Here is a 19,128-nt window from a genome sequence, read left to right on the forward strand (position 1 = left end):
TTTAGGAACGTGCCTAAGAGACGGAGAAAGGAGGCAAAAGGTTGAACGGGTACAACATTAAAATTAAGCCGCGTCCCCAAATTGATGTAGAACGGGTAAAACGTGAAGTGGAACGCCAGCGGGCCTATCAGGAGAAAAATGCCGGAGGGGAGACAGCGGGAATCGCACTCCAGGCCGATTTTCTGGGAGAGGAAAGCCCGGAAAGTCTCATGAACAAATCGGTCAGCCTAGAATCTATTTACGATGATGTTTACGTTGCGGAGCGAGAGGTTTATGAGGAAATCAGCCGCAAATACGGGCACCTTCTGGACGGCGACCAGGAGGCCCGGGAAACAGAGTTGCCGATTGTTGTGGCCAACCTCGTCGCCCAAAAAGATCTCAACGTGGAAGAAAAGCGCTTTGTCTTTCAGCGGGTTGCCAACCGTTATGTCGGTTACGACATTCTCCAGCCCCTCGTTGCCGATACCCGGATCACGGAGTTCGGGGGCAATAGTTACAAACATCTCTGGATCGAGATTGACGGCCTCCCGCATGATATCGGTCCCGGCACCGACTTCTATCCGGAAATTCAGTTCCCCGATGCACATGCTTATGAGGAATATATCCGGAAACTCTATGGCAAGACAAAACGCAGCCTGGATAAACTCGACTGCCTGGTACGGGCGGAGCTTCCCGATGGCTCCCGGCTTTCGGTAACTTGGCCGCTGGTCGTTCGGGTTCCCGTTTTCAGCATCCGCAAGACGCCCGATACCAGCAAGCGCTATACCTCCCAAAACTATATTCAAACCGGGGCGGCGACGGAAGAGATGATGGAACTTTCCGGTTTGCTCACCGAAGGACTCTGCAACGGAGTGGCCTTGGGGGCTACAGGATCAACCAAAACAACGTTCCTCAGGATCATGCTTGAAGAACATACTCTTAAAGAACGGGTCTTCGGCCTGGGCGACAACTCGGAACTCAACCCCCTGCACCCGCACTACATTCCGATGCAGACGGTCAAGCGCGACAAAAATCCTATCGGTATCGATGAACTGATTGAACAAGTTTTAACCATGCGTCCGGACCGGATCATAATGGAAGAGATGCGCAAGGCTGTGGAGGCCGGAGGCTTTATGAAAATCATCAGTCATGGCCATGACGGGGTTCTTTGTACCGGCCACTCCAAAAATCCCTGGACCTTTGAGAACCTCATGGTCGTTTGGCTGCAGGAAAACGGCATGAAAGTTGAGGAACGGTTTGTTCGGCAAATGCTCCATGACGCACTAGACTGGCTGGTCTTTTTCAAACGTTCCAACGATGATGGAACGCGGAAAATCATTACGATGTGGGAAGTTCTACCCTATGACCCCAACAGCGACGGGTACAACCTCTTGTATTATTACGATTTTAAGCAAAAAAAGCATATCCAGCGCGGAAAACTGCAGGAACGAACCTGTCAACGATGCCTGGAAAACGGAATTATCATCCCGGAAAAATTTATCGATCATACGATAGGAGGCGGCCATGTTTAATTTCGCTCTTCTCCTCTGCGGTTGCTGGTTTGTGATCTTGTATTGCTGGATTTCACCGTCGATCAAAAAAGACCGGCACAAACCCTGGAAGCCCAGAGATCTCCCGAAAATCAAGCTGCGCTTGAGGCTCCTGCAACCGGATGCGGAACTGGAACAGTCCTTGACAATCCTGGGATTAAGCGTTTCCGCATCGCAGCTCTTAGAGCTGGCCGCCATGGCCGGTATGGGGTTTTATGAACTGATGGTGACAAGAGACCTTCTCGGTACCCTCTTCTACGGTCTGTTGGGTCGCATGTTCTATCGAGCGTATATCGCGCTGAAAGCCGCGAACCGGCAGCAATTGCAGGATGCACAAACACTGCAATTTGTGCGTGGGATTAAAGACAATCTAAGGGTTGAAAGCAACCTGTTGGAAGCCGTGCGCAATGCCGCCCAGCAGGTTAAAGATCCTCTGCGCGGCGAGTTGATGCTGGCGATCAATAGTACGCGGGGAAATCGGACGCTTCCGGAAGCGATTGCTGATGTCGGGGTTCGCCTGCACAATCCGGTCTATGCCAAACTCAGCCGGATTATGGCCAAAGGTCTGCAGGAAGGCCAGCGAGAAATGACCTTTGCCTTTATACAGGTGGAAAAGAGCTTGCGGGAAGGAGAAGCCATGGCCCATAAACGGGCAAGTAAAATTCGTTCCTACTTAAAAATGCTCATGGCCTTTCTCGCTTTCGGCCTGGCTACTCCGGTTTTAGAACTGCTTTTTCACTCCGACGTCTGGCAGGAGACAACCGAACAAACCCATTGGGCTTGGAGCGTTGGCGCTGTCTTTGACCTTTACCTGGCCTTGGGCCTGAAAAACTTTACTCGTCTGTATGTGCGCAGAGGAGGACTGATGACACGATGAACCTGGTAAGTATTGTGATCCTTGGCCTTTCGATCGCCATGCTCCTCCATTACACCCTTTTCTATGATTATGGCCGTGCCTATCTGGCGGCCATGTACCATCCGGGTCAGCCTCAAAGCTACCGGGAACTGCTCACTCGCCACTGGAATCGTGGGGTGGGCTGGATTATCCGAAAAATGGGGAAAGAAGACCTCGAAAAACTGGAAAAAGTTGAATTAACGCCGAGAGAGTACGTTCTGCTGAGTTTGGGGATCCCGGCCCTTGGCTTAATCTTTGGCCTGATCATTGGGGTCGTGTTGCACCTGAAAGTCAAGCTCTCCTTAAGTTTCGTTGTCGCCTTTGTCCTGTTAGGAGTCCTGGCGGGGTACCTTGTGCTCAGAGTCGCGATCATCATGGTGTTAGACACCTACCAGACGCAACTGAAAAATACCCTGCCGGAGCTGATCAATAACCTTAAAGTTAATATCATTGCCGGAGATACCATCGAGCAGGCCTTTCGGTCGGCGGCGGAGTTTATCTCTGGCCCCCTTGAAAAAATAGTGATAACAATTATGCGCTGGAGTGACGGGGAAACGAGTTTTGCCGAAGCCCTGGACCGGATGATTAGGCAAACGGATGACACGGATCTCCACTCCGTCCTGCAGCGTATCCAAACCTATCACCTTTCGGGAATTACGGACCGGAACAATGTCTTTGACGAAATGGCCGAAGATATGATGCGGATCAGTGCAGACCGTCAGGAAAGTGACCTGGAAGCCCTGGAAATTAAATTAACCATGCTTATGCTTGGAGGAATGATCGGCAATACCATCCGCTTAGGAATCCCGGTGGCGGAACTGGCTTTCAAAAATCTCCTGAAATAGGTCGCAATAGACAACATTTGTGGGAAAAACCCTTAAGTATAGAGAGAAGAGGTACAGGAGTCCGGAAAGGAGGGAAACATATGCTTAAAGAAGTGTTATGGCAGATTGGAGAGGCTGTTGTCGTGGTAATTATCATTGGGATCATTGTATTGTTCATTACCGGCAATTTGAATCCTACGCTGATGACTGAGTTTAGTAAAATTACGAGTTTTGGGAGCTGAGCCCATGAAAAGGAGAAAATTCAGCCAAAGGGTTAAGCCCAAGGAAGCATAACCTGGCTATACACGGTTATGCTCTTTAAATTTTCTGTGAGAGGAGGAATACGATGGTTGGCAAGCCTATACAATGGATCTTCGGACTCGTTTTATTGATCGGAGTCGGTTTGGGTGTCTTTCTGGAATTTGAGAAAGCGGCAGAAATCAAGGGGATTCTGGGCGAAGGCGCTAAACGCGTCGAAGAGTCAATCAAGGCCAATGGCTGCCTGACGCAAAACGCCGAGGCAAACATTGCCCAGTATCTCCAAAGCAGCGGTCTCAAACCGGCTCAGGTCTACTTCAATGCATCGACCGGAAGGCAAAGTTACGGTTCGACGGCAGCGAATGGAGCGTTAGGTTACGATTTTACGATTAAAGTTCCGGGGTTTAACCTCCCCATTTTTAAGGTGTATCTTGAAAAAGAGATCCCTAATGTCAATTCGGAATATGTGACGGGCATGACGGCGGACACGTCTGCGTGTGTCGGAACCTTCAGCGATTTTAGCGGGGTCCAGATGCCGGTGACGGATCTGGGACCCTCCCCTACATCGAATGTTAGCAACCCGTCTATTCCAACGGCATTAACGTTATCTGGTCCAAGTATGGTGACGGTTGGAAAAAGTGTTCAGTACAACGGCGTGGTAAATATGGGCATGCAGATTGCTCCAGCTGGTACTCAAGTGGAAATTCAATCCCCTAATGGGACTACGATGGTCACGACCTTGGCTGACGGGAGCTTCACAGCGACGGTCACCTTTCCCAGCGTAGGTCCCCAGGTGGTTACTGCTAAAGCTGGGGTGGGTTATGCTTCTGAAAATGTGACGGTGAATCCGGATTCCCCGGCACAAATCGTGTTAACCAATCAACCTTCGGGTGGCGGCTCTTTGCTTATGGGTGCATTTCGAAGCATGGATTTTGGGGGTGTCTCTGCCGACGCATCAAGTTACCAAGTGATTATAGGAAATCCTGTGACGATCCAAGGGTTAGTCGCGGATACTAATGGTAACTCAATCCCAGGGATTAGCCTTGGAGTGAGCGCCGATACGTCCGATGTGACCACTCAGAGTCTGAAGACCAATGCCCAGGGGGCCTTTAGCCTGACTTACACTCCAACGACACTGGGAAATCAGCAAATCACATTTACTACAGGGTCCGCCTCTGTGACTGCCAATGTCGAAGTCAATCAAGGGAATCCGCAAACCATTTCGTTGCAATGCAGCACCGGTGATACCTATAGTGCAGCGCCACTGACTATAACCGCAGGGCAGTCGATAAATCTTCAAGGTATGGTCGCCGGGCCATCTCACACTCCGGTAGCCAACGCACCTGTATCGATAAGTTCACCAACAGATCAGGTTGACAACCTCATTCCATTGGGACCTGCGACGAGTGATTCTTCAGGTAGGTTTGGAGAGAAGAATGTTGTCTTAACACAAGCCGGGATCCAAACGATTCAAGCGAGTACGGGCCAGGTCAGTTCAGCTCAGGTTCAAATCACCGTGAAACCTGCCTGCCCCTATCAAGTCGTGAACTTACAGGCAACTCCGACTCAAATCGGAACCGGCGGTACGGTAACTGTAACGGGGCAGATTGAGGATTCCTTTGGAAACGACGTTTTAAGTGGAACAGCCCTTAATCTCGTAGGGCCGGACGGAAGTACATCAGTTCAAACGAATGCCGGCGGGACATTCTCTGTAACTCAGACGGTATCCACAACCGGTACCGAGACGTTATCAGTTCAGGCAAACGGAACACCACTTCGAGGGGGTACGCTGGACGTAAACGTCTTACCTCAGGGAGCCTATATCGTTTCCATCGTCACAGCCCTTAATGGGAGTCCGGCAACCAGCATTACAGCTGGGCAAACGCTAACCGCGACTATCAGCGTTCGAGATTTCGCGGGAAATCCTGTGGCCGGTAAAACCCTTTCTCTGTCGGAAACACCGGAACCATCAGCTCTACCGCAGTCCACCGTTACAACGGACAGCGGAGGACAAGCCCTGGCTACTCTCGGTCCATTAACCAAGGCTGGGTATCACTCCCTCACAGCAAGCGTCAACGGAGTGACGAATACTGTGGGAACAGCTACCTATCAAGTGATTCCTGCAGGGCCAAGCTTGGTGATCGCTTCGGTATCTCCCACGATGACCACATTAAACCCTAGCTCTCTGCCGGTCGTCTCTGGAGTGCTTTTTGACAGCTATGGGAACCCTATTCCCGATACCGATGTGACGGTAAGTGGCGGCTTTGGACCCAATGCAGCGGGAACCACCGATCATCACGGAAACCTCTTCTTGATGATTTCTCCCGAGAATCTTGGCGGGCCTTATCCCCTGACCATAAGTTCGGGGACGTGGTCAGACACTCCCAGTGGTCTCGCTCTTACCGTAACCTCCTCTGTCAATGATTCGATGAGTCTGTCAGCAGCGCCTGATAATGTAAAGGTAGGAGAGGCCATGACGGTGACGGCAACAGTAAAAGATGCCGGGGGGAATCCTGTTTCAGGATTAGCCCTGCAATTTTCCTCACCCAGCCAAACCGATGCAACGATTTCAACTCCGGCCAGTACGGACGCTTCCGGTCAAACATCGGTCACTATCATCTTTACTAAAGTCGGGCATCAAGTGATCCAGGCGATGTATCAAAACATACAAGCGTCATGCAGTGTGACGGTTAACTCAGCCGACCCAACGACCAATGGATCGCTCAGTGTTATGGGGTTGACGTTAAGTCCCCAGGTTGTGGTCAAAAACCCGAACCAAGGGCCAATAGTGACAGGAACATTAATCGATAATTATAACAACCCTGTTGCAAATGCTTTAGTTACAGTCTCAGGAGGGTGGGGGGAATCAAGCTCAGGTGTCACCTCATCATCGGGAGTTTTTGCAATAACCCTTAATCCGACGAATACTGGAACATTTAGCTTAACAATAACCTCTGGCCTATACTCTCATACATTCTCATCTCCAACTTTGACAGTAACTGAAACTCAAGGTTATCAGCTGTCAATTTCGGCGCCTGGAACGACAACTGCAGGGTTACCTGTCACAGCGACTGCAACGTTACTAGACCAATCCGGAAATGCGGTTAATGGAGCAACCTTGAATTTTAGCAGTCCTACCGACTCTGCAACAATAACAACGGCCACTCCAACAGATTCCAGCGGAAAAACGAATGTCGAAGTTACGTGGACCCATGCGACGTCGCAGATTATTCAGGTTTCTTACCAGAGTAATGTGCAGGCATCTGCAGCAGTTACGGTTGCTCCTGGGGCACCTACAACCGTGAATTCAACCGTGTCGCCAACCAGAACAGTTGTATGGACAGAGCAAAATCCGGTACCTCTACCCATCATTTCAGGTACAGTTACCGATTCGTATGCGAACCCAATTCCAAGGGCAACCGTGATCGTCTCAGGAGGCTTTGGACCAGACTCACCCTCTGTTCAAACGGATGACTTGGGATACTTCCTGACGTCGCTTAAACCTATAACGATAGGTGGTCCGTATCCGATCACCGTAACGATTGGATCATGGTCTGTCATTATAGGAGATACGTTAACGGTAACACCGACTCCGCCAACCTTAACAGTAACGCCTATCACGAGTACAGCCATTGCTGATGTTAATGTGCCTTATAGTATTCTCGCGACACTAAAAGACAGTAATGGCACCCCTATCGTAGGAGTGCCGATAGCGCTGACCATACCCACGGACGGGGATGCCGTTTATTCAAGGCCTGTCACGACTGACAGTTCAGGAAGTGCTGTTTTTACCGTTGAATTTAGTAAGGTCAGTAACCAAATTTTAAATTTCAGTGCCACAGCCAATGGAAAACCCTTAAACACAACCTTGTATTTATATTCCGCAGTCCCGATCCTGGGGAATTTCGTCTATCAATCGGTCAACCCCACTGAAGTGCACGCTGGAAATGCGATGAGCATCAAGGGGTTTGTGTTTGACCAATTCGGTAACCCGATGCCGCCAGGGACAGCGGTTAGTGTTTCCTTGCCGGGCAGTAATGCAATTAATCAAATGGCATTTACGGACAGCAATGGCTTGTTTACAGCCTCGCTAACCCCCACAAAGGTGGGAAGTTTTTCGCTGAATTGTACCGTAAATGATGCTACCTTTATTTATGGAACCACTATTACTGTCCTTGCAGGGCCTCCGACAACAGGTACCATCACGGTTGGTTCGCCTTCAATTCAAACGGGGACCAAAAATACGGTTAACATTCATCTCGCGGATAATTGGGGCAATAACGTTCCTGGCGCGACAGTGACGTTAGGAACGGATGCTGATATTACGGTGACGCAGCCACTTCCAACAGACGAGAACGGAAATACTTCGTTTTCTGAAGGGCCATTTCCGACGCTTGGGATCTATCATTTTTACACAACATCACCGGTTAACTTAACCAGCAATACGTTTGTTGTCTATGATGTGAAGTATATTACAGCAACTGGGCCGAATTATTCAACATCAGGAGCCGTACCTTCGACCTACAATTATAATAGTGGCGGGTATGTGGGAACCTTGAATAGAACGTCCATAGGCAGTTATCTTGCTGGCGGCAGCTATACACCTCCTGACAGCAAAACGGTATCAACATCTCAGTCGCTCACCTGTTATATTTATTGGGTATATTCGGGAGGATGGCAAAGTACAGGCCAATCAGTTTCTCCATCAAATTACACAAATCCAGTTTATTATAATAGTGGAGGTTATAGTGGTACGTTAACATTCACAGGAGCTATTGGAGGCTCAGTTACTCCATCATTACCATCGACGGGTTCTGATGGTGATACTTTTACCCAATCTCAACCAGGGACAGCTTATTATAGTGGCACAGTTACAAAACCTGCTGTAGACACAAGATATTACTATTACTATGGCAATTATTCGGGTTACGTAACGAAGATGCCCTAATATTAAAATGCAATACGAGGACCAACGGCTATGGGGTTTTTCGTAAATTAATTCATGATCCAGGCCTAAGTGCCAGTGGCAGAGTATTACTTTGTGGTACAGATAATTTATAATGTAAAAATAGAAGGATAGGAACCAATTTTGGATTTCCCACCCTTCTATTTTTATTGATCATTAATCAATAGACCTCTGTTATTTGACTACTTGTTTATCGTTTAGTGGATGCTAAATTATCACTACTATGCCGCGAGCCTCTAAAAAATGCTCACACCGATAATCAAGATCACGATTATTGCTAAAGCTCCAAAAACAGATTACTTTCCACATCTTGTTATAATTAAGTTACACTTTCAAATCCAGATTATCCGAATGTTTTGTCAAGCCCTTTTAGGATTCTTAAATCTTAAAAGAGCTTGCTTTTCATACTTTAGTTTCCAATTGAGATACCATACTTTAACGGTATTACGATGGCATCTTCGTTACATAACCAGAATAATTACCGTAATAGTTATAGACTCTCGTATCTATAGCTGGACGATAGACTGTACCAGAATAGTACGCAACCCAACTCCAGTAAGTAATATTATTAGTCGTTACTGGTAGGCCAATCGGGCTGAAGCTAGTCATAGATAATGTACCTGAGTAACCGCCACTACTATAATAAGTACTACCTGGCGGATCTCCACTTTCAACGCCATTTTCTTTAGTCGCAGTGCCACTTAGACTGGATGACACGGTTTTACTGTCAGGAGGCGAATAGCTCCCACTTACAACAACGCTGCCAATCGACGTTCTGTTCAATGTTCCTACATACCCGCCACTATTATAACTATAGGTCGAGGGAACGGCTCCTGATGTTGAGTAATTCGGCCCCATTGCTGTAACATACTTCGTATCATACACAACAAACGTATCGCTGGATAAACTAACCGGTGATGTTGTGTAAAAATGATAGATTCCGAGTGTCGGAAATGGCCCTTCAGAAGCTGAGGTATCCCCATTTTCGTCCGTCGGAAGTGGCTGTGTTACGGTAATGCCCGCATCGGTTCCCAGAGTCACCGTCGCGCCAGGTACGTTATTTCCCCAATTGTCTGCAAGATGTATATTGACTATATCTTTAGTACCCGTCTGGATTGAGGGCGAATCAACGGTTATAGTGCCTGCTGCCGGAGGCCCTGCGAGGACAGTAATACTGGTTCCATAAATAAAGGTAGCATCATTTACAGTACAATCCAGCGAAAAACTTCCTGTTTTTGTCGGTGTTAGAGAGGCTGTAACCGATCCATCGCTATCCGTAAACACTGTTTGATTCGTTGCGTTACTGCCTGGCAGGGAAACTCTGACTGCCGTACCCGGCGGCATCGGGTTACCAAATTGGTCAAAGACAAACCCCTTGACGCTCATTGTGCTTCCAGCTCGTACCTCGGTAGTAACCGTTTGATAGACGAAATCCCCCAGGATTGGAACTGCAGAATACAAATACAACGTCGAATTCAACGTTTTCCCATTCGCTAGGGCACTAAAATTTAATTGTTGGTTACTAACCTTACTAAATTCGATAGTAAAAATAGCACTTCCGGAACTATCCGTTGTAACAGGCGTAGAATAAACAGCATTCTCGTCCGTTGGTATGCTAAGCGATACCGGCACTCCTGCAATAGGTGTGCCATTACTGTCTTTTAGGGTAGCGAGAATACTATAAGGCACATTGACATCAGCAATGGCCGTATTCGTCAGAGGTGTTACTGTTAATGTTGGTGGAGTGGGTGTAATAGTTAATGTGTCGTCTAGAATGACAGACCATGATCCAATCGTTATTGTGATTAGGTAGGGTCCACCAATATTAATAGGCTTAATTGACGTCGAAAAGTAACCCAAATTATCCGTTTGTACCGGAGTAGAGTCAGGTCCAAACCCTCCAGAAACGGTCACTGTAGCCCCATTTATAGGGTTCGCATACGAATCGAAATGTGAAGCTAGCGAGATAAAATAGTTACTTAGCTCTTTAGTTTTCCTCACCAGATGCTGTGTGTTTGACTATCCCTAATTACCCATCGAAGGAATACTGGATATATTAAACGGCATGGTCCCTACTGTTCCAGTATTACTTATATAGTAACAATTTAGGTCCCAATCTATTGCAAGGGCACCATCATTCACAGCGACGATACTTGCATTTCCGAAATATCCAGTCGGACTCGCGACATATACTTTTCGAGTGCCTGAAAAGTCATAACTTGTAATGTATCTAGTTGGTGTACCGTCACTCCTGTAATCCATAATCCAAACTCTATCTTGTCCCAAACTTATAGAAGATGGTTGGTATCCGTAACTCCCGGGACTGAAAGTCTTTAAAGGATTCCCTTGGGTATCCGTTAACAAATAACTTTCATAGTAAGTTGGAGCATAATATGACCATACAATATAATCATTGTTTATTGCTACCAGTGGATTTTTATACGTTTTACCTTCAAATGTAGGGGGCGCTAATTGCCGTATCAAACTATTTGTTGACAAACTATAAACTTCAAGCATGTTGTCTGTTGTATCCCAGACCCATATACCTTCATCATTAGTACCCATGTACATACAATTTGCAGGGATCTTAAACTGGGAATATTCATTAAAGTTACCTAATCCTGTAGAAGCTGTTCCTGTAACGCCAAAAATACTTTTACCCCTTACAATATTTTCGCCAACGAGATTAGGGTCCCCAAGAACTTTTCCTGTATTGGACGTACCATCATAATCTCCTTTAGGGATTGCTTGGTCTACTGTGCTAGGGGTGATGATGACTCCATTTTTAGGATTAACAGTTTGGTAAACGGTGAAATTAGCCCCAATAATAGTTATCCCACTTATCTCTGCTGAGTATTTATAGGTTCCGGTGTTAATAAACGGACCTTCAACAACACTATTGATCCCGTTTGTGTTCGTGGGACCGGCTGGTTGCATAACCGTTGGAAGGCCTGTTCCTGAACCAGTTAACGATATCCCACTCACTCCGGGAATTGGATTCCCATAAGCATCCATAACTTGGACATTAACCGTTACGTTGTCTCCGTTAAAGAAGGGCTCAGTAGTATAAGAAATACTTCCGCCCGAAATAACTCCCGGATTAACCGTTATGCTTGTCGGATAGGCTTGAATGTTACTGCCGTATTGTGCAATTACCGTTTTGGTTCCTACAACTGTAGGTGTGAGAGTACCACTAAAATGTCCCATCATGTCGGTATAGACCGTCTGATTTACAGCTCCTCCCTCTTTGAGAGAAAGCGTGATGGGTTTTCCACTTCCCACTGGATTTCCTAAATAATCAAGTCCCGTACCGGAGATATTAATTGTTCCTCCTGCCTGCAGTGTCGTTGGACTAACACTCGACCAAACAATTTGAGCAATGTTTCCCGAGTTTACAGAAATGTTTAGAGAAGCCTGTAAATCTTGATACATCGCAGTTATACTCTGGTTACCTTGTCGATCAAAGTCGACTTGAATAGCAGCCTGTCCAGAAACGAAAGTTCCAGAGGTCTGATTTAAACTACCTGTTCCACTTCCATTCGGTGAAGATGGAGTAAGGTTTGTGAGCGTAGCTGTCGGATCGGTTGAGCTTTGAAAGCTTACGCTTTGCCCGTTCATGGGTTGCCCGTATTGATCGAGAAGACATGCAATTACGCTAAACGGGGAACCTGGAATTGCTGAATTAACTCCATCAATTGCTTGTAAAGTCAGTTGGTTCGTCGAATATTCAGTAACATCAATTGATGGGCCAATAAAGCTCGTCCCATTAACCATAAAAGTTAAAGGAAAAGGGCCACCAAAGTTTGTTGGCTTAATCGGAATAGCGAAGTAACCATTTGTATCTGAAACGCTGGATGCATTAGTTCCGTACCCTCCAGAAACCGTCATTGTAGCCCCAAAAACGGGATTCGCATACGAATCGGAATAAGTACTAAAATAACCCTTTTTACAACCTTGTGGGAGCGATCATCTATTTATTTTGTGAAAAAAATAGTGCAATTTAAATAACGTAATCTGTGATAATATCACAAAAACAAATATAAATTAACGGTCAATGATACAATTCCCCCGAATTTAATTGGGAGGATTGTACGTGAAATGATTAAAATTCATTTATCTCGTCTTTTAGGGGAGAGAAGGTGGACTCAAGCTGATTTAGCTAGAAAAACTGGAATTCGTCCGAGCACGATCGGAGACTATTACCATGAATTGGCGGAACGGATTAACCTCGATCATTTAGACCTTATCTGTGAAACCCTCAATTGTGATGTATCAGATATTTTAGAATACATTCCATCACGCCATAAGGGAAGAAAATAACTTATACATTAGATTCAAAGGGGTATTACAGTGGACCAATTAAATGATCTAGGAACTTTCGCTACCTGGATGGATGAGTATCAAGGGTATAATCTTAAAACGTCCAAGATGTATTTACGTATGATAAAGCAATTTATTAAATGGATTGGAGAACGAGAAATTGAATTTGACGGCCCGTGGATTATAACAGCGGGCATAGTCCGAGATTATAGAAACTATTTAGCCATTATATCTAGAAAAAAACCTCCAACCATTAATAAATCCTTACAGGTGATCCGAATTTACTGCAGATGGGCCAAAGAAGAAGGTCTTATTGAGGTTAACCCGGCTTCAAGAGTGCAGTACATTGAAGAACCGTTATTGGCACCGAAAAGCTTAAGTGAAAATTATGTTGATGTATTGAGGTCTATTTTAAAAACTAAAAAAATTAGGACACGTGCCTTAATTGAAGTCGGCCTCAGTGCTGGTTTACGGGTATCCGAAGTAATAAATCTTAAGATTTCAGATCTACTACTTAGAAAAAGGGGTGGAGAAATTTACGTTCGGGTAGGGAAGGGCATGAAATTTAGGACAGTACCAATTGCTCCCGATTTAGTGCTGACTCTTAAGGAATATCTTTCTGGACGAAGAGATACCAATGAGTATCTTTTTGTCACTCAGCGTCATCAACAGAAAATGTCGACACGCGCAGTGCAAAAGATTGTGGAAAAACTACGTGAAGAGACTGGTTTCCATTTCACATACCACACTCTGCGACACACGTATTGTTCAGATTTGTTAAATAGCGGAATGAAACTGACGGATGTTGCTCTTGTTGCGGGGCATCTTAAGAAAAACGGGATGCCGAACATCATGACCACTGCACGTTACGTAATGTCTCGTCCTGATGAACTCGCGAAAGCTGTTCGTAAAATGGCCAGATGGCGAAATAAACGAACGATGTCTGATTGGGATTAATTAAACTAATATGATCTATCGAAAAAAAAAATTAACCGCCTATCTATTAGTTCTTAAATAGATAGGCGGTTTTTATTGTTTGAGTATGTAAGAAAACAAAGCATTTGTGGGAAATTCCCTTAGAAATACCAGAACGAATAATAAATCAGAGAGGAGACGTTTATGAAAAAGATATCACGTACTAGAGGCATTATCATTTCCTTGGTCGGCGCTGTTTTCATCACCTTTTTCATAATCAGAGGGGTTTTGGCGGTTGGAGGGCCGCGCGTATCTATGGTCATGGTGACTGGAACCGTCAAAGCCGGTTATTCCATTCCTGAATCAGCCCTTACAACCGAAACAATGCCCTCCAAATTTGCGGTTAATGCGGTCACAGATAAACAGGCAGCCGTAGGAAAACGGGCCGCCATCGAATTAACACCAGGCCATCCACTTCTTAAAACAGACATTTCCGATAAGCCAATGCAGAACGGTTTGTACATGGGGGAAGTTGGGGTTCGAATCCCGGTGGATCTCGTGAGTTCCGGAGGAGCTATGGCTGAGGATTATGTCGATGCCCTGGTATCCACCGGTAAACAAACGGCTGGACAATCCGGACCCTTATCGACGCTTTTACGTCACAAAAGGGTGGTGGCGGTTTACAATGCCGGCGGGCAAAAAATCGAGTCTACCTCGACAGCCAATATGGCCGGAGGCCTTTCTATGACTCCCTCCGGAGTTTATACGCCAGCTTCTGTGGAAATTGCCGTTAACTCTACTCAAGAGCGTGATGAGCTGCTTAGTGCAGGAAAGGTTGTTCTTAGCTTGTCGCCTTGGGATGAAGGAAATACCCCGACGGTCGGGACTAATCCTCCAACATCCACAGAGCAGACTGCTCCAAGTTCAAACACTCCACCTGTGCCCAACGGCACCAATTCCGATGCTAAAGAGCCCCAATAAACTGAAAAGGAGTAAAGAAGATGATTAGACTTTTAACAAAAAAATCTCTTATGTTGATCCTTATCGCTGTAGTTCTAACGGTAGTCGCAATTTTCGGTTTCAGACTTGCAGGGGTAACCTTAACCGGTAACCCCATGAAGAAAGCAGTGGAAATTCCCATTAAACCGGACTACAGCTTGATCCCGGTCTACACCCTTGACGGGCGAAGTGTTTATCTCAATGCTGCGGCAACCCCCCTGGAGTTTTTCTCGGTGAATTGTCCACATTGTCAGGAAGACTTGCCGCAAATCCAACAGATGGTGAGCGATCTAAAAGCACAGAAACCCTTAATTTATGTGTCTACTTTCCTAACCACGTCCGATCTTCCCGAGGCAATTAAAGAAACCAAGGAGTTTGTAGCAAAGTATAAAATAAACGGCACGGTCGTCATTCAGGCGGGTGCTCCCAATGCTTATGTCAAAACGGTGCCTTCACTGGTCACCCTGAAACTCGGTTCGCCAGCCACTCCGGAGATCAAGGAAGGCATGCTCACCAAGGAAAACCTGAAGTCTGTTTTGACCATAGCACCAGCCGGTGTTTCGAAACAGGAAAAGGGGACAACAACCCATGATATCAAAAAACAATGACCGTGAACGCGGTTCGATCTCCCAGTCGGTGCTACAGGTGTTTCTTCTTGCGCTAGTCTTGGCCACAGGGTTTGTCTGGATTTCTTTTAAACTTATGGCGGTTCAGAGGGCTAATGTGGAGGCCTGGATGCAGTCTCTGCTCAAGGATTCAATCCAGACAGCTGTGTCCATCCCGATTCCCCAGGGCCTTGACCTAGATGATTCGTCCTTGGAATCTACAGTTCTTCAATTATACGCACAGAAGCTTCAAGTTCCACCGGGAAATTTAGCGGTTCAGGCTTTTACTGTCTATAGTGATGAGGATACCGGTTCTCCGGCTCCGCCCGGCGTTAAAGGCACAATTCCAGGGCGCAGTGTCTATGTCAGCCTCCAGGTCACTTGGGCCATGCCGGAGATCATGGGAGCCAGCCATACCGGAACCTATCCGGTGTGTGATCTCGTCGCCCTGCCAACTTACTTTGCCCCGGGACAACAGTGGAATTAATAGATAGGCATACAAGAAGGGAGGGGTTTTTTTGTCAAATTTTTGGAAAGTGAAATGCAAGCATGGTGCTTGGCGCGGCACCATCTATATTCTCGCGCCCTCCGAATGGGAAGCCGGCAAGCAAACAGAAATCGCGCTCGACCAGCTTGGACTCCTGGCAGAGGTTACCAGCGTGAGTCAACTCCCGAGAATCAGTGCTAAACCGATTCAAGCAATGTCAACCTGCGGAGAAGGTCGATGTTTGCTTTGCAACCTACCGGCTGGGGATGCACCGATTAGCCGCAGGACAGTAATCAGTCCGAAGACGACGGTCCCATTTTTTGGGACAGTTCGAATTCTGGGCGAAGTTCGCACAAAGGTTTGTCCTCATTGCGGCAAGCCAGACCAATGGCAGATTAATTTTGGGTATATTCCGGAGAACTGGTTTGAAAACCAAGCCCAAGTCATCCCTTTTGTGGGAAACAGGCTTAAAGAAGATAAGGAGGTGAAGGTTCCATGATGGGTTCTACTCATGCCGCTGCCGGTATGCTCGCAGCTGAGATTGTTTTAAGCGTCTCCCACGCCCCGCCCATCTATTGGCCGGTCGGAATCGCGTTCGGGGCTGCTTCAGCCATTCTGCCGGATATTGATCATCCCAGTTCGTTTTTGAATCAACGACTGCCCTTGGGAAGCAGTGCAGGCATGGCGCTTGATCATCGCCACTTTACGCATTCTATTGCGGCAGCCTGGCTCTTTAGCCTGTACCTGCACTGGCTTTGGCCCATGGTGCCCAGCATTTTATTGACTTGCGCTGTCGCCGGTTATCTAAGTCATCCAGTTTTGATGGACATTCTTAATCCGGAAGGGGCTCAACTTCTCTGGCCACTCCCCTGGATGATCAGCCTGGCACGAATTCTTCCCTATCCCTTAACGTTTTCCACGGAAGATTGGATGGAACGGGTGGTTTTAAAAAATGCGCTTTGGGTGTTAGTCATTATCACCGTGGTGCAGCCCAAACTTATCTAATTCGAACCGAATATTTTTTTTGGAGGGATTGTCTTGTCAATCTTAAAACGTCTTCGCTATAAAATTAAATGGAGCGTTCCTGTCATACCTTTAATGCTTTTAGCCAATACGACTCGCGTCCTGGCAGACGGAGGCGGAGCACTTCCTTCAACCAATCCATTTCAAGTCAAATGGGATTCCGTGATGAATGGCGGCGTTGTTTTGAGCCTGCTTCCTTTGTTTAATTACGGGTTAGGTCTTTACGGGTGTTGGATTTTGTTTCATGGGATCCGTCATCTCTTGGGCAAATCGAAAAAACTCATGGAAGGGCAGGTTTCGTACAAAGAGTTTATTCCGGTGGTTGCTGGATTCTGTATGGTCCTTTTGGTTCTTTCCGGGGCCTGGTACCACTTACTTGTCTCTGTATTAGTTCCTCTTAACCAAGCATTTACCTCGACTCCTCAATAAATAACGGCGGGTGATAGCCCTATGAAACGAATCAGCGTCCTAATCCTAACCTTGCTCCTTCTTATTAATGGTTTCGGCGGTCCGGTCTGGGCCGCCGAAACAATACCCAGCGGGGCAAGCTCAACTACGAGCAGCTCTTCAGGCGGAACTTCCTTCGGTGATATTCCGATCCTGGGACAAATCTATAACGGAGTCAACGATGTTAAATCCTCCGTGTCGTCCGTGGTCGATTTCTTTCAGAACTTCGATCCCGGGAAGATCATCAACGATTGGATGAAACAAACTCTCAGCGATTTTTTGAGACCCATTGTCTCTTGGGCAGAACAAAATGCTGCTGAGTATCCCTATGTGAACAAGGATGATCCTTCCTTTACCTGGTGGGAAATTCTCGTGGTCTTGGCCCTGGCTTTCATGCTTTATGCTACGATGCGAATGGCCGGACAGGTCATGGCTGGGAAACGAACGGCAGGAGACATCCTTATTTCCTTTGGGCTCATCCTCTGGGTGTTCCTTTCGATCTGGGCCACTAACCTGATGGTCTATGCCCGCAATCACGTCACGTATATCTTGTTAGATTGGATGGTGGGCCAGCACTGGTTATCCCCGGATGCCTTACAGTCAACGGCTCAGTTTATCGTGCCGGATCTCTCCAAAGCGATCATGGCCAACCAGGATGCCGTTTCGGCCATTTTAGCCTTTATACTTGGAGGATTGATCATCCTAGTCTTTGAATTCGTCCAAGGCCTGGTCTATGGGATCTGGCTGCTTTTAGTGATTGGGTCTCCGTTCTTTACGATGATGACTGCCTTAGCTTCGGATTTCACGCCGTTTATGAGCTATATCAGCGGTTTGGTCCGGACGCTTATCGCCTCCATCGTCATTACCGTGAGCTGGGGACTGCAGGGATATATTTATCAGAGCCAGACAGATACCGTTCTACAGGTCATTTTACAGGCCCTCGTCGTGATCGTTTCTGTCATTGTATTATGGACATTTTGGTGGAAGTTTATTGAAACGGAAATTCTGGGAATGCTCTCACGCCCTGTGCAAACGGTCAAGGGCCAGGTCACGTCGAGCGCTGGTTCTAAACTGCAAACCGCCGGCAAGGCTGCCAGTATTTTAGGGGCCGTGACCGGCAGCAGTAAAGTGGCCACTGCAGGCCATAAAATGCAAACTGCCGGCGACGTGATTTCGGATCAGGGAGAAGCAATTAAACTTCAAGCCAGCCGTTCTCCGACACGCCATAATGACGTTTTATCCAGAATGGTTGAAAAGAACTTCCGTCAGGAAAGAGCGACAGCAGATGAACTCTCTGCCACAAATCCCACTCCCAATAACGGCTTTAAAACAACCTTCAGAGGACCGTTTACCAAACCGCCGGCTATGAAGGATACGGATAGCCATCATCGTTTAGGCGATGCTATCGACGCTTACTTGGATAAAACCGAGCAGCGAATCATTCCGGAAGCTGTTCATAACTATTTCAAAACGATATCGACGCCGGGCGGCGGTACTTTCTTCCAATATGATGGGCCTCTCAAGGATGAAATAGCCCAACAATTAGAAGAACAAGGCGTGAAGCTTCATACGATCGATGACCAGTGGGCTGTCGATCTTCCAAACGAGAAGATTGCTAAGTATGTCGCTGCTCAAACCCTTAAAGGCCGTCCATGTTACTGGGTTCATAACGAAAAAGATGACGATACCGGCGAAGTAAAGGATAATTTCATAACGGTTGATGATTATGGAATCACTCGCGTTTCCATCAAAGCCCCCGAAAACGGTATTGATATGGGGCCTTGGCAGCAGGAGAAGGAAAAAAAGAAAAAATCGGAGGACGACGGAAAGTCCGATGAGGCTTTAAAAGGAAAGGAGTAA

Annotated in this window: 16 protein-coding genes; 14 read left to right on the forward strand and 2 right to left on the reverse strand. The window is 46.8% G+C overall.

What is annotated here, in order from left to right; genetic code table 11:
• Positions 1-41: 41 nt before the first annotated feature.
• The 5 genes from B5771_RS04055 to B5771_RS04070 all read left to right on the forward strand — a co-directional run bounded on the left by B5771_RS04055 (position 42) and on the right by B5771_RS04070 (position 8,454).
• Positions 42-1,511 (forward strand): ATPase, T2SS/T4P/T4SS family, encoded by a 1,470-nt coding sequence (locus B5771_RS04055; RefSeq protein ID WP_088186392.1) that lies wholly within the window; start codon positions 42-44, stop codon positions 1,509-1,511.
• Complete coding sequence (locus B5771_RS24145; protein WP_088186393.1) at positions 1,504-2,406, forward strand: hypothetical protein; 903 nt, start codon at positions 1,504-1,506, stop codon at positions 2,404-2,406. The genes B5771_RS04055 and B5771_RS24145 overlap by 8 nt, the downstream gene beginning before the upstream one ends.
• Positions 2,403-3,269 carry a type II secretion system F family protein gene (locus B5771_RS04065; RefSeq protein ID WP_088186394.1) on the forward strand — a complete coding sequence of 289 codons (867 nt, stop codon included), beginning with the start codon at positions 2,403-2,405 and terminating at the stop codon, positions 3,267-3,269. The genes B5771_RS24145 and B5771_RS04065 overlap by 4 nt, the downstream gene beginning before the upstream one ends.
• Before the next feature lie 80 nt (positions 3,270-3,349).
• On the forward strand, positions 3,350-3,490 hold the full coding sequence (locus tag B5771_RS24150; protein ID WP_172408150.1) for a hypothetical protein: 141 nt from the start codon (positions 3,350-3,352) through the stop codon (positions 3,488-3,490).
• A gap of 104 nt (positions 3,491-3,594) precedes the next feature.
• Entirely contained in the window at positions 3,595-8,454 is a 4,860-nt protein-coding gene (locus B5771_RS04070) for an Ig-like domain-containing protein (protein ID WP_088186395.1), read from the forward strand.
• Positions 8,455-8,916: 462 nt separating this feature from the next.
• On the opposite strand, the gene B5771_RS04075 is transcribed toward B5771_RS04070, so the two are convergent.
• Together B5771_RS04075 and B5771_RS04080 are read right to left on the reverse strand one after the other, a co-directional pair.
• Positions 8,917-10,386, reverse strand: a complete 1,470-nt coding sequence (locus B5771_RS04075) for an Ig-like domain-containing protein (RefSeq protein ID WP_088186396.1) — start codon at positions 10,384-10,386, stop codon at positions 8,917-8,919.
• A gap of 111 nt (positions 10,387-10,497) precedes the next feature.
• Positions 10,498-12,360 carry a hypothetical protein gene (locus B5771_RS04080; protein ID WP_088186397.1) on the reverse strand — a complete coding sequence of 621 codons (1,863 nt, stop codon included), beginning with the start codon at positions 12,358-12,360 and terminating at the stop codon, positions 10,498-10,500.
• A gap of 210 nt (positions 12,361-12,570) precedes the next feature.
• Here B5771_RS04080 and B5771_RS04085 point away from each other — a divergent pair, with 210 nt between their 5' ends.
• The 9 genes from B5771_RS04085 to B5771_RS04125 all read left to right on the forward strand — a co-directional run bounded on the left by B5771_RS04085 (position 12,571) and on the right by B5771_RS04125 (position 19,128).
• On the forward strand, positions 12,571-12,792 hold the full coding sequence (locus B5771_RS04085; protein ID WP_088186398.1) for a helix-turn-helix transcriptional regulator: 222 nt from the start codon (positions 12,571-12,573) through the stop codon (positions 12,790-12,792).
• 30 nt (positions 12,793-12,822) lie between these two features.
• A complete protein-coding gene (locus tag B5771_RS04090; protein ID WP_242966725.1) occupies positions 12,823-13,749 on the forward strand; it encodes a tyrosine-type recombinase/integrase in 927 nt (308 codons plus the stop codon).
• A gap of 162 nt (positions 13,750-13,911) precedes the next feature.
• Positions 13,912-14,688, forward strand: a complete 777-nt coding sequence (locus B5771_RS04095; RefSeq protein ID WP_088186399.1) for a hypothetical protein — start codon at positions 13,912-13,914, stop codon at positions 14,686-14,688.
• A gap of 20 nt (positions 14,689-14,708) precedes the next feature.
• On the forward strand, positions 14,709-15,314 hold the full coding sequence (locus B5771_RS04100; protein WP_088186400.1) for a hypothetical protein: 606 nt from the start codon (positions 14,709-14,711) through the stop codon (positions 15,312-15,314).
• On the forward strand, positions 15,295-15,798 hold the full coding sequence (locus tag B5771_RS04105) for a hypothetical protein (RefSeq protein ID WP_088186401.1): 504 nt from the start codon (positions 15,295-15,297) through the stop codon (positions 15,796-15,798). The genes B5771_RS04100 and B5771_RS04105 overlap by 20 nt, the downstream gene beginning before the upstream one ends.
• Positions 15,799-15,829: 31 nt before the next feature.
• Complete coding sequence (locus tag B5771_RS04110) at positions 15,830-16,297, forward strand: hypothetical protein (RefSeq protein ID WP_088186402.1); 468 nt, start codon at positions 15,830-15,832, stop codon at positions 16,295-16,297.
• The gene (locus B5771_RS04115) at positions 16,294-16,803 is read left to right on the forward strand and encodes a metal-dependent hydrolase (protein ID WP_088186403.1); all 510 of its coding nucleotides are present in this window, start codon (positions 16,294-16,296) and stop codon (positions 16,801-16,803) included. The genes B5771_RS04110 and B5771_RS04115 overlap by 4 nt, the downstream gene beginning before the upstream one ends.
• 33 nt (positions 16,804-16,836) lie before the next feature.
• Entirely contained in the window at positions 16,837-17,250 is a 414-nt protein-coding gene (locus B5771_RS04120; protein WP_088186404.1) for a hypothetical protein, read from the forward strand.
• A gap of 21 nt (positions 17,251-17,271) precedes the next feature.
• Positions 17,272-19,128, forward strand: a complete 1,857-nt coding sequence (locus tag B5771_RS04125) for a hypothetical protein (RefSeq protein WP_088186405.1) — start codon at positions 17,272-17,274, stop codon at positions 19,126-19,128.

The organism is Desulfosporosinus sp. FKA, assembly GCF_002196785.1.
GTDB lineage: Bacteria > Bacillota > Desulfitobacteriia > Desulfitobacteriales > Desulfitobacteriaceae > Desulfosporosinus > Desulfosporosinus acididurans.

Bases quoted from the DNA above. Each gene is read 5' to 3' on its own strand.
- B5771_RS04080 (WP_088186397.1), bottom strand. From the start codon at position 12,360: ATGACGGTTTCTGGAGGGTACGGAACTAATGCATCCAGCGTTTCAGAT.
- B5771_RS04105 (WP_088186401.1), top strand. From the start codon at position 15,295: ATGATATCAAAAAACAATGACCGTGAACGCGGTTCGATCTCCCAGTCG.
- B5771_RS04100 (WP_088186400.1), top strand. From the start codon at position 14,709: ATGATTAGACTTTTAACAAAAAAATCTCTTATGTTGATCCTTATCGCT.
- B5771_RS04070 (WP_088186395.1), top strand. From the start codon at position 3,595: ATGGTTGGCAAGCCTATACAATGGATCTTCGGACTCGTTTTATTGATC.
- B5771_RS24145 (WP_088186393.1), top strand. From the start codon at position 1,504: ATGTTTAATTTCGCTCTTCTCCTCTGCGGTTGCTGGTTTGTGATCTTG.
- B5771_RS04125 (WP_088186405.1), top strand. From the start codon at position 17,272: ATGAAACGAATCAGCGTCCTAATCCTAACCTTGCTCCTTCTTATTAAT.
- B5771_RS24150 (WP_172408150.1), top strand. From the start codon at position 3,350: ATGCTTAAAGAAGTGTTATGGCAGATTGGAGAGGCTGTTGTCGTGGTA.
- B5771_RS04085 (WP_088186398.1), top strand. From the start codon at position 12,571: ATGATTAAAATTCATTTATCTCGTCTTTTAGGGGAGAGAAGGTGGACT.
- B5771_RS04065 (WP_088186394.1), top strand. From the start codon at position 2,403: ATGAACCTGGTAAGTATTGTGATCCTTGGCCTTTCGATCGCCATGCTC.
- B5771_RS04115 (WP_088186403.1), top strand. From the start codon at position 16,294: ATGATGGGTTCTACTCATGCCGCTGCCGGTATGCTCGCAGCTGAGATT.
- B5771_RS04095 (WP_088186399.1), top strand. From the start codon at position 13,912: ATGAAAAAGATATCACGTACTAGAGGCATTATCATTTCCTTGGTCGGC.